At 70.7% G+C, this 14,393-nt stretch carries 8 protein-coding genes; 6 read left to right on the top strand and 2 right to left on the bottom strand.

The window, feature by feature from the left end:
• Positions 1–175: 175 nt before the first annotated feature.
• Complete coding sequence (gene gabT, locus ACZ7M7_RS33440; RefSeq protein ID WP_472123510.1) at positions 176–1,510, bottom strand: 4-aminobutyrate--2-oxoglutarate transaminase; 1,335 nt, start codon at positions 1,508–1,510, stop codon at positions 176–178.
• Between the two features lie 252 nt (positions 1,511–1,762).
• Between gabT and ACZ7M7_RS33435 the strand changes: the two genes are divergently transcribed.
• The 3 genes from ACZ7M7_RS33435 to ACZ7M7_RS33425 all read left to right on the top strand — a co-directional run bounded on the left by ACZ7M7_RS33435 (position 1,763) and on the right by ACZ7M7_RS33425 (position 7,353).
• Positions 1,763–3,862: an ATP-binding protein gene (locus ACZ7M7_RS33435; protein WP_472123507.1), complete on the top strand. Its 2,100-nt coding sequence runs from the start codon at positions 1,763–1,765 to the stop codon at positions 3,860–3,862.
• 142 nt (positions 3,863–4,004) lie between these two features.
• A complete protein-coding gene (locus ACZ7M7_RS33430) occupies positions 4,005–5,684 on the top strand; it encodes a PucR family transcriptional regulator (RefSeq protein WP_472123504.1) in 1,680 nt (559 codons plus the stop codon).
• A gap of 223 nt (positions 5,685–5,907) precedes the next feature.
• Entirely contained in the window at positions 5,908–7,353 is a 1,446-nt protein-coding gene (locus ACZ7M7_RS33425; RefSeq protein ID WP_383607356.1) for an aldehyde dehydrogenase family protein, read from the top strand.
• 113 nt (positions 7,354–7,466) lie between these two features.
• On the opposite strand, the gene ACZ7M7_RS33420 is transcribed toward ACZ7M7_RS33425, so the two are convergent.
• Positions 7,467–10,304: a glycoside hydrolase family 3 C-terminal domain-containing protein gene (locus ACZ7M7_RS33420; protein ID WP_472123501.1), complete on the bottom strand. Its 2,838-nt coding sequence runs from the start codon at positions 10,302–10,304 to the stop codon at positions 7,467–7,469.
• A 345-nt stretch (positions 10,305–10,649) separates the two neighbouring features.
• Between ACZ7M7_RS33420 and ACZ7M7_RS33415 the strand changes: the two genes are divergently transcribed.
• Genes ACZ7M7_RS33415 through ACZ7M7_RS33405 form a run of 3 tightly spaced genes read left to right on the top strand, consistent with a single transcriptional unit; the run spans position 10,650 to position 14,374 of the window.
• On the top strand, positions 10,650–12,344 hold the full coding sequence (locus tag ACZ7M7_RS33415; protein WP_472123498.1) for an extracellular solute-binding protein: 1,695 nt from the start codon (positions 10,650–10,652) through the stop codon (positions 12,342–12,344).
• 27 nt (positions 12,345–12,371) lie between these two features.
• Positions 12,372–13,424, top strand: a complete 1,053-nt coding sequence (locus ACZ7M7_RS33410) for an ABC transporter permease (protein ID WP_383628440.1) — start codon at positions 12,372–12,374, stop codon at positions 13,422–13,424.
• Positions 13,421–14,374, top strand: a complete 954-nt coding sequence (locus ACZ7M7_RS33405; protein ID WP_472123495.1) for a carbohydrate ABC transporter permease — start codon at positions 13,421–13,423, stop codon at positions 14,372–14,374. The genes ACZ7M7_RS33410 and ACZ7M7_RS33405 overlap by 4 nt, the downstream gene beginning before the upstream one ends.
• The last annotated feature ends 19 nt before the right edge of the window (positions 14,375–14,393 follow it).

The following is a 14,393-nucleotide window of genomic DNA, read 5'->3' as shown; positions in this document are numbered from 1 at the left end:
CAGGGCGATGGTGTTAGACAGCCGGATTGGCGTCCTGACATCCACCTCGCACACCTTCTTCACACGCTCCGACGGTAGCCGCCGCGGCCCCGGAATCACGGAAGGCACCGGGGTTGGGGCGGACGAGTCGCGTGGGACGAAGCCCCTGTCGCTCACCAGTGGTTTCGCTGTGACCTCAGATGCGGGTGAAGGCCTGTTCGATGATGTCGAGGCCCTCGTTGAGGAGGTCCTCGCCGATCACCAGCGGGGGCAGGAAGCGCAGCACGTTGCCGTAGGTGCCACAGGTCAGGACCAGCAGGCCCTCCTGGTGACAGGCCTTGGCGAGCGCGGCGGTCGCCTCCGCGTTCGGCTCCTTGGTGGTGCGGTCCTTCACCAGCTCGATGGCGATCATGGCGCCGCGGCCGCGGATGTCGCCGATGATGTCGAACTTCTCGGCCATGGCGGTCAGGCGGGCCTTCATGGTCGCCTCGATGTTCTTCGCCTTGGCGTTGAGGTCGAGCTCCTTCATGGTCTCGATGGAGCCCAGCGCACCGGCGCACGCCACCGGGTTGCCGCCGTAGGTGCCGCCCAGGCCGCCGGAGTGCGCGGCGTCCATGATCTCCGCGCGACCGGTCACGGCGGCGAGCGGCAGACCGCCGGCGATGCCCTTGGCGGTGGTGATCAGGTCCGGGACGATGCCCTCGTCCTCGCAGGCGAACCACTGGCCGGTGCGGCAGAAGCCGGACTGGATCTCGTCGGCGACGAAGACGATGCCGTTGTCCGAGGCGAACTTGCTGATCGCCGGCAGGAAGCCCTTGGCGGGCTCGATGAAGCCGCCCTCGCCGAGCACCGGCTCGATGATGATCGCGGCCACGTTCTCCGGACCGACCTGCTTGCTGATCTGGTCGATGGCCTGCGCCGCGGCCTCGGGGCCGGCGTTCTCCGCACCGGTCGGCCAGCGGTAGCCGTAGGCGACCGGCACACGGTAGACCTCGGGCGCGAACGGGCCGAAGCCGTGCTTGTACGGCATGTTCTTCGCGGTCAGCGCCATCGTGAGGTTCGTGCGGCCGTGGTAGCCGTGGTCGAAGACGACGACGGCCTGGCGCTTGGTGTACGCACGGGCGATCTTGACGGCGTTCTCGACGGCCTCGGCGCCCGAGTTGAACAGCGCCGACTTCTTGGCGTGGTCACCCGGCGTCAGCTCGGCCAGCGCCTCGGCGACGGCGACGTAGCCCTCGTACGGCGTGACCATGAAACAGGTGTGGGTGAAGTCGGCGAGCTGCGCGCTCGCCCTGCGTACGACCGCTTCGGCGGACGCGCCGACGGACGTCACGGCGATGCCCGAACCGAAGTCGATGAGCCGGTTCCCGTCGACGTCCTCGATGATGCCGCCGCCCGCCCGCGCGGTGAACACGGGCAGCACGGAGCCCACACCCTGCGCGACCGCGGCGGTACGGCGGGCCTGCAGCTCCTGCGACTTCGGGCCGGGGATGGCGGTGACGAGGCGGCGCTCCTGCGGAAGTGCGCTCATGAGGGGCTCCTGGGGGTTTTGCGGACGCTTGTCTTGTTCTTTTCTCGCAGGCTAGGGCGGGGAGTGGGGGGTGGGCATGCTCCATGTGGGCGTTGTCAGGAGGACGCGTTGTCCGTGGTGGACATAGCGACGCCGAGCGTCCGGAGCAGTTCGATCCGTTCGGTCGGCCGTGTAAGCGGTGAACTCCCCGGCGGAGGGCGTTAGATTGGCTCGCTGATGGTGGACGGAGCGGCTGGTCAGGGGGCAAGGGCGATGGACAGCGACGGGACGCAGGACGCGCGGGGTACGCACGCGACGCCTGTGCCGCGATCACGCTCCGCTGTGCCGCCGCGGCCCTCGGTGCCGCCGATGCCGGACGGTTCGGCGTTCCTGACCTGGCTGCGGGCGCCGCGACCGGAGGCGCCGGCCGGCGTGTGGCGGTTCGGGCACGTGCCTCGCCCGGACGAGGAGCCCGAGCGGATCCCGGGGCGGCAGCTGCTGAGCGGGGCGGTGATCGCGTTCCTGGTCGGGTGGCTGATCTGGTCGCTGCTCTGGAACGGCTATCTCGGTGGCTGGTGGGTGCTGCCCCTGGAGCTGTTCACTCCGGACTCCTGGCGCGAGAACAACGACGCCGTCGGCAACGCCGTCCTCTGGTACAGCTACTACACGCTCATCGCCCTCGCCATAATGCTCGCCGTCGGCCGACTGGGCCGCTGGGGCGAGGTCTGGCGTCGCTACGGTCCGCCCGCCTGGCGGCGCACGGCAGCGGTGCCCGAGCATGCGCCCGCTCCCGAGCAGGACCCCGCGTCGTGGCCCGGGCTGCGCACCGCCGGTGCCGCGGATGCCGCCGAGCGGCTGGGCGCCGACGCGCGGTCGGGGCTGATGCGTGACGTCGACTACGCCCGCATCGTCCGCGCCTGGCAGGGCGTGCGCAGCGGGCGGCACGACCTCGCCACCTTCAGTGGTGCCGTGCTCAAGGACGGCGCCGCCGCCTGTCTGCACCCCTCGGGTGAGCGTGACGTGCCGGCCCGGGTCGCGCGGCACGACCTCGTCAGCGGTCAGGTGCGGCTCGGCACGACCGCCGACGATCCCCGCAATCCGTACGCCTACCGCGGGACGGGACTGGGCCTCGGACCCGACCTGCTCGGCACCTCCATGCTCGCCGTCGGGCCCGCCGGGTCCGGCAAGACGGGGACCGTGGTGCGGCCGCTCGCCGAGTCGCTGTGCCTGCACGCGCTCGCCGGACGGGCCGCCGTGGTCGTGGTCGGCGCGGCGGGCGCGGGCCTGGGACCGGAGGACTCGTACGACGTCGTCGTACGGATCGGAAACCCGGACTCGGTCTACGACCTGGACCTGTACGGCGGCACCGGCGACCCCGACGAGGCCGCGGCCGTGCTCGCCGAGGCGCTCGTCGGGGATCTCGCCGACCCGCACCCCGGCAGCGACAGCCGCCGTTCCACCACCGTGCTGGCCCAGTTGCTCGGGCCGTTCCGCGCTGTCCATCACCGCTTCCCGTCCGTGGCTGAGCTGCGGCAGCTGCTGGACGGCGCCCCGGGGGCGCTCGGCGCGCTGCGCACGGCACTGGAGGGGTCCGGGCAGGAGTCGCTCATCCGTGAACTCGACGCCAGGGAGCGGCAGTCGGGGCATCCCGGGGATGTGGCGGCCGTGCTCGCGGACCGGGTGGCGCTGCTCGACCGGCCTGCCTTCGCCGGGTTCTTCGACACGTCCGGGCAGTCGCGGCCGTTCTCGCTGAAGGCCCTCGACCACCCCGTCCGGGTCCGTATCGACCTGCCCGCGCGCGGGCACGCGGAGGCCTCGCGGATGCTGGCGCGGCTGGTGCTGGCGCAGTTCACGGCGAGCATCGCGGTACGGGAGGACCGGTCCCTGTTCGCCTGCCTGGTGCTGGACGACGCGACCGGCGTGGTGACGCCCGAGGCCGTACGGGGCATCCAGCGGCTGCGGTCGGGCAACGCGGGCGCGGTGCTCACGCTGCGCAGCCTGGACGACGCACCGAGGCCGCTGCGCGGGCCGCTGCTCGGCGCCGCCGGGTGCCGGATGGCGCTGGCCGGGATCACGCCCTGGGACGGGCAGGACTTCGCCGAGGTGTGGGGCAAGGAGTGGACCGAGGCGCGGGATGTCACCGACCGGCAGATCATCGCGGAGACGCCGGCCGGGAAGGCGGTGCACGCGCTGCGGCGGGTGATCACCGGCAAGGCGCCTACCGCGCGGGCGGTGACCGTACGGCAGGTCGAGCGCGAGCGCTGGTCGGCGTCCGAGCTGGCGCACGCGGTGCCGCCGGGGCATGCGGTGCTGTCGCTCACCAGCGTGCAGGGCGAGCACGCGCCGCCGTTGCTGGTGGATCTGCGGGGATGACCTGGGGGTACGGGCGGCAGGCCGCGCGGTGACCTTCCGGTGAGGCAGAATCGGCACAGGCCGTTCATACACGGCGGCCAAATGATCACAGAGATCACCGAAGATCCAGCGGTCACAGAGCTCACACCGATTTGAAGGCCTCATGCCCCCCACGCTCGCCTCGCTCCTGCACCACTCCGCGCTCAAGCTGACCGTGCGGGCGGGCGAGGACCGCCTGGACGTGCCCGTGCGCTGGGTGCACGCCAGTGAGCTCGCCGACCCGGTCCCCTATATGGAGGGCGGGGAACTGCTGCTGATCACCGCGCTCAAGCTGGACGCGGAGAACCCCGAGTCGATGCAGCGCTATGTGCGGCGGCTGGCGGGCGCGGGCGTGGTCGGGCTCGGCTTCGCGGTCGGCGTCAACTACGAGGACATCCCCGAGGCGCTCGTCGACGCGGCGGCGCAGGAGGGCATGCCGCTGCTGGAGGTGCCGCGGCGCACGCCCTTCCTCGCCATCAGCAAGGCCGTGTCGGCGGCGATCGCGGCGGACCAGTACCGGGCGGTGACGGCGGGGTTCGCGGCGCAACGGGAGCTGACCAAGCAGGCGTTGAACGCCGGGCCGGAAGGGCTGCTGGCCGCGCTGGCCTCGCAGGTCGACGGCTGGGCGGCGCTGTACGACGCGTCCGGTGCCGTCGTCGCGACCGCGCCGGAGTGGGCCGGGCGGCGGGCGGCACGGCTCACGGCGGACGTGGAGCGGCTGCGGGAGCGGCCGGCGCCGGCGTCGTCCGTCGTGGGCGGGCCGGAGAACGAGGACCGGGTCGAGCTGCACACCCTGGGCACCGGCCGCCGGCCCCGCGCCGCCCTGGCCGTGGGCACGGCGGCGGCACTGGGCACGGCCGAGCGGTACGCCGTCCACTCGGCCATCGCGCTGCTGACCCTGACCACCGAGCGGTCGCGTTCGCTGCAGGCGGCCGAGGCGCGGGTGGGCGCGGCGGTGCTGCGCATGCTGCTCGCCGGGGAGCCGGATCATGCGCGGGCGGTGGCCGGGGGGCTGTACGGAGGGCTGCTGGACGCCCCCTTCCGGGTGATCGTCGCCGAGGCCGCCTCGGTGTCGGCGGCGCGGGTCGTGGACTCCGGGAGCCGGGTGGCGCTCACCAAGGCGTCGGCCGCGGTGCTGGTCGCCGCCTCCGAGGCGAGCGGCGATCCGCTGGGTGCCCTCACCGAGATCGTGGAATCGGCGGCGGCCCGGGCCGGGGAAGCGGTGCTGGTGGTGCCGGAGGGGGAGGGAGACACGGCACGGCTGGTGGTGCTCGCGGCGGACGGGGGTGCGGCGGTGGACGCGTGTGCGGACTACGCGGCGGCGTTGGAGGCGGCGCGGACCGGAACCGTCCCGGAGCCGCCGGGGAGTGCCGACGAGGACGAACTGGTCGTCGGGCTCTCGGCGCCGGCCGGACCCATCGCCGCGGCGGCGGCCTACAAGCAGGCCGAGCAGGCGCTGTCGGTGGCCCGGCGGCGGGGGCGGGTGTGCGTGGAGCACGAGCAGATGGCGGCGGGGTCGGTGCTGCCGTTGCTCGCGGACGACGCGGTGAAGGCGTTCGCGGACGGGTTGCTGCGGGCGCTGCACGAGCACGACGCGACGGGGCGGGGGGATCTGGTCGCCTCGCTGCGGGCCTGGCTGTCGCGGCACGGGCAGTGGGATGCGGCGGCCGCGGATCTCGGGGTGCACCGGCACACGCTGCGGTACCGGATGCGGCGGGTGGAGGAGATCCTGGGGCGGTCGCTGGACGACGCGGACGTGCGGATGGAGCTCTGGCTGGCGTTGAAGGCGACGTCGACCGAGTAGGACCGGACGAGTAGGACCGACCGGGGTGGGGCCGAAGGGCGTAGGACCGAAAGGTAGGGCCGGAAATCCGACCCGGCGTCGGCCGTTGCCGCCGCTGTGCCAATCCGTCGAACCCCGGCCCCTCACCACTACACCCCGGACAAACGCCCCGCCGCCCCCGCGCCCCTACCGTGGACCACGACACACCAGGACACCCCCAATCGCGGAAGGGCCGGGAATTCATATGACTTCCACCCACGCCTTCTGGCTCGCCGGCCGCCAGGTCAGCGGCGAGGACAGCTTCGATGTGACCTCCCCGTGGGACGGGCGGGTCGTCGGCACGGTGAGCGTGCCGACGGACGCGCAGACCGAGGAGGCCGTGGCCGCCGCGTACGCCGTCCGCGAGGACTTCGCCGCGACCCCGGCCCACGTACGTGCCGCCGCCCTCGACCACGTCAGCAGGCGGCTCGTCGAGCGGACCGAGGAGATCGCCCGGCTGATCTCCGCCGAGAACGGCAAGCCCATGAAGTGGGCCCGCGGCGAGGTCGGCCGTGCCGTGTCCGTGTTCCGGTTCGCGGCCGAGGAGGCCCGGCGGTTCAACGGCGGCGAGGCCCAGCGGCTCGACACCGACCTCGGCGGTCAGGGGCGGCTCGCCTTCACCCGGCGCTTCCCCAAGGGTGTCGTCCTCGGCATCGCGCCCTTCAACTTCCCGCTCAACCTGTGCGCCCACAAGATCGCCCCGGCCATCGCTGCCGGCGCGCCGATCATCCTGAAGCCCGCCCCGGCCACCCCGCTGTCCGGTCTGATCATCGGTGAGCTGCTCGCAGAGACCGAGCTTCCGGCCGGCTCCTGGAGCATCCTCCCGGTGCCGAACGACCGTATGCCCGCCCTGGTCCAGGACGAGCGCCTGCCGGTCATCTCCTTCACCGGCTCCGAGAAGGTCGGTTACGCGATCATGGACTCGGTGCCGCGCAAGCACTGCACCCTGGAGCTGGGCGGCAACGGCGCGGCGGTCGTGCTCGCCGACTTCGCCTCTGACGCGGACCTCGACCGGGCCGCGACCCGCATCGCCACGTTCTCCAACTACCAGGGCGGCCAGTCCTGCATCTCGGTGCAGCGGGTGATCGCGGACGCGTCCGTCTACGACCGGCTCGTGCCGCGCATCGTCGCCGCCGTCGAGGCCCAGGTCACCGGTGACCCGGGCGACGACGCCACCGACGTCGGCCCGCTGGTCAGCGAGGACGCCGCCAAGCGCGTCGAGACGTGGGTCGAGGAGGCCGTCTCCGCCGGGGCCAGCCTGCTCACCGGAGGCAAGCGTGACGGCGCCTCCTACGCGCCGACCGTCCTCACCGACGTACCGGCCGACGTGACCCTCGCGTGCGAGGAGGTCTTCGGGCCCGTCCTCACCGTGCAGAAGGTCGACGGGGAGGCCGCCGCCTTCGCCGCCGCCAACGCCTCCAAGTACGGCCTGCAGGCAGGTGTGTTCACCCACGACCTGCAGACCGCCTTCCGTGCCCACCGCGCCCTCGAGGTCGGCGGTGTCGTCATCGGCGACGTGCCCTCCTACCGGGCCGACCAGATGCCGTACGGCGGCGCCAAGCAGTCCGGTGTGGGTCGTGAGGGCGTGAAGTTCGCGATGGACGACTACACCTACGAGCGCGTGATGGTCCTCACCGGCATCGCTCTCTGAGTCACTCAAAAGGCTAGCTAATGGGAACCATTTTCATATAAGGTTTCCGAAGGGGCCCGGCACCGATGCCTTCCGGTGCCGGGCCCCTTCCTGCGTCGGCCGGTTCCGGACCCTCAACCGGAGAAGCCGACGTGCGCGAGCCGCAGTGGGCCGCGCAGTTCGAGGTGGACGTCGTGCACGCCGTCGGTGGTGATGCCGGCGCTCACCGTCGAGTAGTCGTACGGGCTCGCCTCCGGCGTCCGGGACGTCAGTACGGCGAGCACCGGGCCTCCGTCCAGCGACACCTCGACCACGCCGTCGCCGGAGACCGTCGCCGTCACCTGCGTGACGCCGGCCCCGAAGTCGCAGTGCCGGTAGACCAGTTCGCCCGACTCGCCCTGCGCCGGCGTCACCGCGTCGCCCGACGCCTTCGTACGGTCGACGATCGCGATGCCGCTCTGCTCGTCGAAGTCGGCCGGATTCAGGCCGCGTCGGAGGACGGGGCGCGGAGCGGATTTCTCGCCGTCCAGGACTACGGTCGTACGCAGCCGGATGTCCTCGCTGGAAGCGCCGGCCAGGATCTCGTACGGGCCCGGCTCACGGCGCCATCCGCTCCGCGCGACGTCCCAGAAGTCGAAGGCGGACAGCGGGACTTCGAAGCCCAGCTCCTGCCGCTCACCGGGAGCCAGCCGCACCCGGCTGTGCGCCACCAGCTCGCGGCGCGGGCGCGGCGCCGTCGGCTCCACGGCACGGGTGTAGAGCTGGGCGACCTCGTCGGCCGTCACGTCGCCGGTGTTGGTGACCGTGAAGGTGACCGCCACCGCGTCGCCGTCCACCGCCGTCCGCAGATCGGCGTACGAGAAGCTCGCGTACGACAGGCCGTGGCCGAACGGGAACAGCGGGGTGCCTTCGAAGTACAGGTAGGTCTGGCGGCCGCCGATCACGTCGTAGTCGAGAAGGCCGGGCAGGTCGGCGTCGTCGGCGTACCAGGTCTGCGGGAGGCGGCCCGCGGGGGAGACGTCGCCGGCCAGGACCCGGGCCAGGGCGGTGCCGGCCGCCTGGCCGCCGTGGGACGTCCAGAGCATCGCCGGGATCGCGGCCGGGTCGACCGCGTACGGGTACGCCGACACCAGTGCCAGCACCGTGTTCGGGTTGGCGGCGCGGGCGGCCCGCAGGAGGCGCTCCTGATGGGCGGGGAGGGCCAGTGTCGTGCGGTCCTCGGTCTCGCGGCCGTTGATGTGCGGGTCGTTGCCGGCGACCACCAGGACCACGTCCGCCTGCGAGGTCACACGCGTCACGGCGGCATCGCCGGATTCGATGACGACGAGCTCGAAGGCTTCCGGATTCGCTGCGGCAACCCTGACGCCGTCGGCGGCGACTGAGACGTGGTGACCCGTGCCGAGATGCCGCAGGAGGTGTCCGTTCTCATGCGTTTCCAGGCGGAACGTCTCCTGGACGACCCAGCCTCCGGGCTGGTCGGCGGAGGCGCGGAGATATCCGTCCTCGGCGACGGAGAGATAGCGGCCGTCGGGCGCGCGCAGCGTCAGCACCCTCTCGCCCCAGTCGACGAGCGCGAGTTCGGTGCCGGTCGGGTCGCAGGTCAGCGGTGCCAGGTCGGTACGGCCGGCGAGCAGGGCCGGGTCGAGGGCGCCCTCGGCGCCGCGCACCTCGTCGTCGGCGGCGGCCTCGGGGACGCGCAGGAAGGTTCCGGCCGAGGTCTTCAGCAGGACGCGGTCGACGCCCTCCGCGAACTCCACCCGCTCCGCGCCGAACCGCTCGTACAGGCCCTCCAGCGGGGTGGAGCGGTGGATGAGCGTGCCGCTGTACCAGTCGAGCTTGCACTCGTCGGCGAGCAGGCCGACCACCGCGAGCCGGGTGTCGGGTGCGAGCGGCAGCAGGCCACCGCTGTTCTTGAGCAGCACGACCGCCTGCTCCGCGGCCTCCTGGGCCAGGGCACGGTGGGCCGGCGTGTCGAAGTCCTTGGTGAGCGCGTGCGGGTCGTACGCCGGGTCGAACTCGCCGAGGCGGAAGCGGACCGAGAGCTGGCGGCGGACCGCCGTGTCGAGGTCCGCCTCGGTCAGCAGGCCCTGGTCCAGGGCCCCGCGGACCCGCGCGGTGATCTTCGTGCTGTCGGTGCCGTGGTCGGTGAAGCTGTCGACGCCGGCGAGGATCGCGGCCGCCGTGGCCTCCTCGTGGGTGTCGAAGTAGTGCTCGGAGTCGACCAGGTTGGAGGGCGCGCCGGCATCCGAGCAGACCAGGAGGTCCTCGTCGGTCCAGGTGCGCAGGTGCTCGCGCAGATACGGCGAGACGTGGTTGGGGCGGCCGTTGACCAGGTTGTAGGCCGGCATCACCCCGGCAGTCGCGCCTGCCTCGACCGTCTCGCGGAAGGCGCGCAGGTCGTACTCGTTGAGGACGCGCGGGCGCACCGACGAGGACGTGACGTCGCGGCCCGTCTCGTTGTTGTGGGCCAGCCAGTGCTTGAGGACGGGCGCGGTGCGCCAGTACGTCGGATGGTCGCCGCGCAGGCCGCGGGTGTACGCGGTGGCGATGGCCGAGGTGAGCTTCGGGTCCTCGGAGTAGCCCTCCTCGTTCCGGCCCCACAGGGGGTGGCGCAGCAGGTTGACGGTGGGGGACCAGACGTTCAGGCCCACGCGGTCGTCGCGGGCCCGCATCGCGCGGGTCTCCTTGGAGACGGCCTCGCCGACCCGGCGCACGAGATCGGTGTTCCAGGTCGCACCGAGGCCGACCGCCTGGGAAAAGACGGTGGCCGGGCCCATCCACGCCACGCCGTGCAGGGCCTCCTGTCCGGTGCGGAACGCCGCGATGCCGAGCCGCTCGACGGCCGGCGTGAACTGGTGCAGAAATCCGATCTTTTCGTCGAGGGTGAGCCGCGACAGGAGGTCGTCGATGCGCTTCGCGAACGGCATTCGCCGATCACGAAAAGGTGGCGTAGGCGGCGTTTGTGCGGTCACGTGGGGTTCCCCTTGCGATGGAGCGGCCAGACGCTTTCGAAGCGCTTCGATGCTCATTCGGCTCGGGGGTGAGTGTCAAGACATCGACACCGCTGGTTCAAGCAATGCATAAGGAAAGGTCCCTCCCGGCACCTCGGAGGAATCTTGGGAGCGACCCTTGTGCACCCATGGGTGTTCACTTAACCTCGCAGCAACATCGAAGCGCTTCGACGACGGATCTCATCGGATCTCTCGGATCTCGTCGCAATGGTCGGAGGACCGCTTCAGCTCAGCCAGTTCCACTTACGACACCGCAGCCGACGGCCCACCGCCGGGTGTCCAGGTGCGCCATGAAGGGTTGACGCAATGACGCCGAACGCCGACTCAGCCTCCTCCGGACCCAGCCGGAGAAGCTTCCTCGCCTCCACGGCGGTCGCCACCGCAGCGGTGGCCGGTGGGATGCCGCTGCTCGCCGCCTGCGGGGGTTCGGACAGCGGCTCGCGCGAGGGGACCACGTCGGGCAAGGACGCCAGGAAGATCCTTCCGGCGTACGTGGCCGGCAACGTGGTGACGCCCGACATCCCCGCGAAGAACGGCTCCGCGGTCGGCTTCACCAGCAAGGTGGATCTCGCCACCCTGAAGACCTCGGTGCCGAAGAAGCTCGGCAAGGGCGGCCAGGTCACCATCATGTCGCCGTTCTGGGGCTCGCCGCCGAAGGGCGACAACGCCTACTACACGGCGATGAACGACCTGACCGGCGTCGACGTCCGCTGGCAGAACCAGGACGGCAACACCTACGACCAGAAGCTGGGCGCGGTGCTCGCCTCCAGCGACGTCCCCGACGTGGTGGTCGTACCCGGCTGGAACATGGGCGGGAAGATACCCAGCGCCATCATCGGCAAGTTCGCCGACCTCGGACCCCACCTGTCGGGCGATGCGGTCAAGGAGTACCCGAACCTCGCCGCGATCCCGACGGACGCGTGGCAGCGGTCCATCTTCGGCGGCAAGCTGCGCGGTCTGCCCATGCCGGCGTCGTACGTCGTCAACATCGTGCCCTTCTACCGCAAGGACATCTTCGACAAGGAGGGGTACGAGATCCCCACCTCCGGCGACGAGTTCATGGCGCTGGCCAAGGACATCACCAACGCCAAGGCCAAGCGGTGGGCGTGCGGCGACATGAAGTGGACCGCCTTCAACGCCTTCGGGGTGCTGTCCGGCAGCGAGAAGGCGCTCGGCTGGAACCTCGTCGACGGCAAGCTGGTCTACCGCGCGGAGACCGAGGAGTACCTCGAGGCCCTGGAGTGGACCCGCAAGCTGTTCGCCGCCGGGGTCGTCCACCCCGACTTCAAGCTCGGCAAGAGCCAGGCCGTCGACCCCAGCACCAAGTTCGCCGCCGGTGAGTTCCTGATCTACAACAACGACATCTCCAGCTGGTGGGGGCAGCAGGCCGTCCAGGCGGCCTCCAACCCCGACTTCGAGATCTGGGGCATGGACATCTTCGGCCACGCCGGCGGCGCCCCGACGCTCTACGCCACGAACCCGGCCAACATCTTCGCCTTCGTCAGCAAGAACGCCTCCGAGGCCGTCATCCGCGATGTCCTCGCGGTCGCCAACGTGACCGCGGCGCCGTACGGCACGAAGGAGTACATGCTCACCAACTACGGGGTCGAGGGCACCCACTACACGGTGAAGGACGGCGTGCCGACCAAGAACGACAAGGGCAACATCGAGGTCGTCAACGCCTACGTCATGGTCGCCAGTCCCGCCCCCACCATCGCCCGCCCCGACTTCCCGGACATCGGCAAGGGCGCGGTCGAGTGGCAGCAGCGGATGGGCGCCGTCACCAGGAAGACGCCGTTCTACGGCATGCAGATCACCGAACCGACCCGCTACACCAACCTCTCCAACGACTTCGAGCAGCTCGAGGACGACGTCGTGCGCGGCCGCAAGAAGATCAGCGACGTACAGCAGGCCGTCTCCGACTGGAAGAGCAAGGGCGGCGACAAGCTGCGCGACTGGTACCGGAAGATCCTCGACGAGAACGGCAGCGCGGCCAACTGATCCGGGGTTCGAGGCAAGGAGACGGCCGTGTCCCACAGCACGGTGCCTCGCAGCAGTGCCGAGGCGAAGAGGAAGACCCCGAGCGAGGAGACCCCGGCGGCGTCCGGCGGCGTCACCGGCCCCGCCGGGCGGACCGGGAAGTCCCCCTCGGGGAAGCTGAGCTTCAGGGTCCGGTTCAGACGTGACCGCCTGCTGCTTCTGATGACGCTGCCGGCCGTCGTGCTGGTGCTGCTGTTCAACTACGTACCGATCCTCGGCAACGTCGTCGCGTTCCAGGAGTACGACCCGTACATCAGCGACAACGGCGTCGTCTCCATCCTGAACAGCCCCTTCGTGGGCCTGGAGAACTTCCACCGGATCTTCGAGGACTCGGCCTTCTGGAACGCCGTCCAGAACACGCTGATCCTCTTCTTCCTCCAGCTCGTGCTGTTCTTCCCGATCCCGATCCTGCTCGCCCTGCTCATCAACAGCGTGGTCAGGCCCCGGATCCGGGCGGTCTCGCAGGCGATCCTCTACCTGCCGCACTTCTTCTCCTGGGTGCTGGTCGTCGCCGTCTTCCAGCAACTGTTCGGCGGCGCCGGGATCTTCTCCCAACTGCTGCGACAGCACGGGTACGACGGCCTCGACTTCATGACCGACCCGAACACCTTCCCACTGCTGATCACCGCGCAGAGCGTATGGAAGGACGCCGGCTGGGGGATCATCGTCTTCCTCGCCGCGCTCGCCTCGGTCAGCCCGGACCTGTACGAGGCCGCCGCGATGGACGGCGCCGGGCGCCGGCGCCGTATGTGGCACGTCACCCTGCCCGCGCTGCGGCCCGTGATCGCCCTGCTGCTGGTGCTGCGCGTCGGTGACGCCCTGACGGTCGGGTTCGAACAGATCCTCCTGCAACGGGACATGGTGGGGCCGGGCGCAGCTGAGGTCCTCGACACCTTCGTGTGGTGGAACGGCGTACGCAACCAGGACTTCGGCTACGCGGCCGCCGCAGGCCTCATCAAGGGCGTCGTCAGCCTCGGACTGGTCCTCGCCGCGAACAAGGTGGCCCATCTCATGGGCGAGCAGGGGGTGTACAAGAAGTGAGCGCCGTGATCGACGAGCCCGCGCGGCTCGACAAGCAGCCCCACGAGCCCCGCTGGTGGGAGGCGCCGCCTCGGCCCACCTGGGAGGAGGAGCCCTCCAGGGCCGGCCTCGCGGGCAAGGGTCTCGCTCTGACGCTGGCCTGCCTCGGGATCCTCTTCCCGCTGTGGATCGTGGTCGTCACCAGCCTCTCCTCACGCAGGACGATCGACGAGGCGGGCGGGCTGGTGATGGTGCCGAAGGACATCACCTTCATCGCCTACAAGGAACTGCTCAGCGGCGGACAGGTCACCCGCGCGGCGATCATCAGCGTCCTCGTCACCCTCATCGGCACGCTGTTCTCGATGGCCGTGTCCGTGCTGTGCGCGTACGGACTGTCCCGCAGCGGGTCACTCGGGCACCGGTGGATCCTGATGACGCTGCTGGCGACGATGTTCTTCAGCGCCGGGCTCATCCCGACGTATCTGCTGGTGCAGACCCTCGGGCTGACGGACTCCTATCCGGCGCTGATCCTGCCGAGTGCGGTGAGCGTGTTCAACATCCTTGTGCTGCGCGGGTTCTTCACGGGGATCTCGCAGGAGCTCGTCGACAGTGCGCGCATCGACGGCGCCGGTGACTTCCGGATTCTGTGGCAGATCGTCATGCCGTTGTCGCGAGCCGTCATCGCGGTGATCACGTTGTTCTACGCGGTCGGGTACTGGAGCGCATGGTTCAACGCGTCGCTGTACTTGAACGACCAGGACATGATGCCGCTGCAGAACGTCATGATCCAGCTGGTCCAGAAGCAGGAAGCGCCGGTCGGACTCGGACAGGCCATCAAGACGGGACAACTGTCGGGGCTGGCCGTGCAGATGGCGGTCATGGTGATGGCTCTGCTGCCGGTCGCCGTGCTGTCTCCCTTCGTCCAGCGGCATTTCAAGAAGGGCATGCTCACGGGCGCGGTGAAGGGCTGACCGACGCGCGCACCTCGAG

It is taken from the genome of Streptomyces sp. NPDC111606, assembly GCF_055656945.1.
The sequence above is the reverse complement of the archived record's forward strand: the minus strand, read 5'-3'. Positions and strand labels throughout refer to the sequence as shown.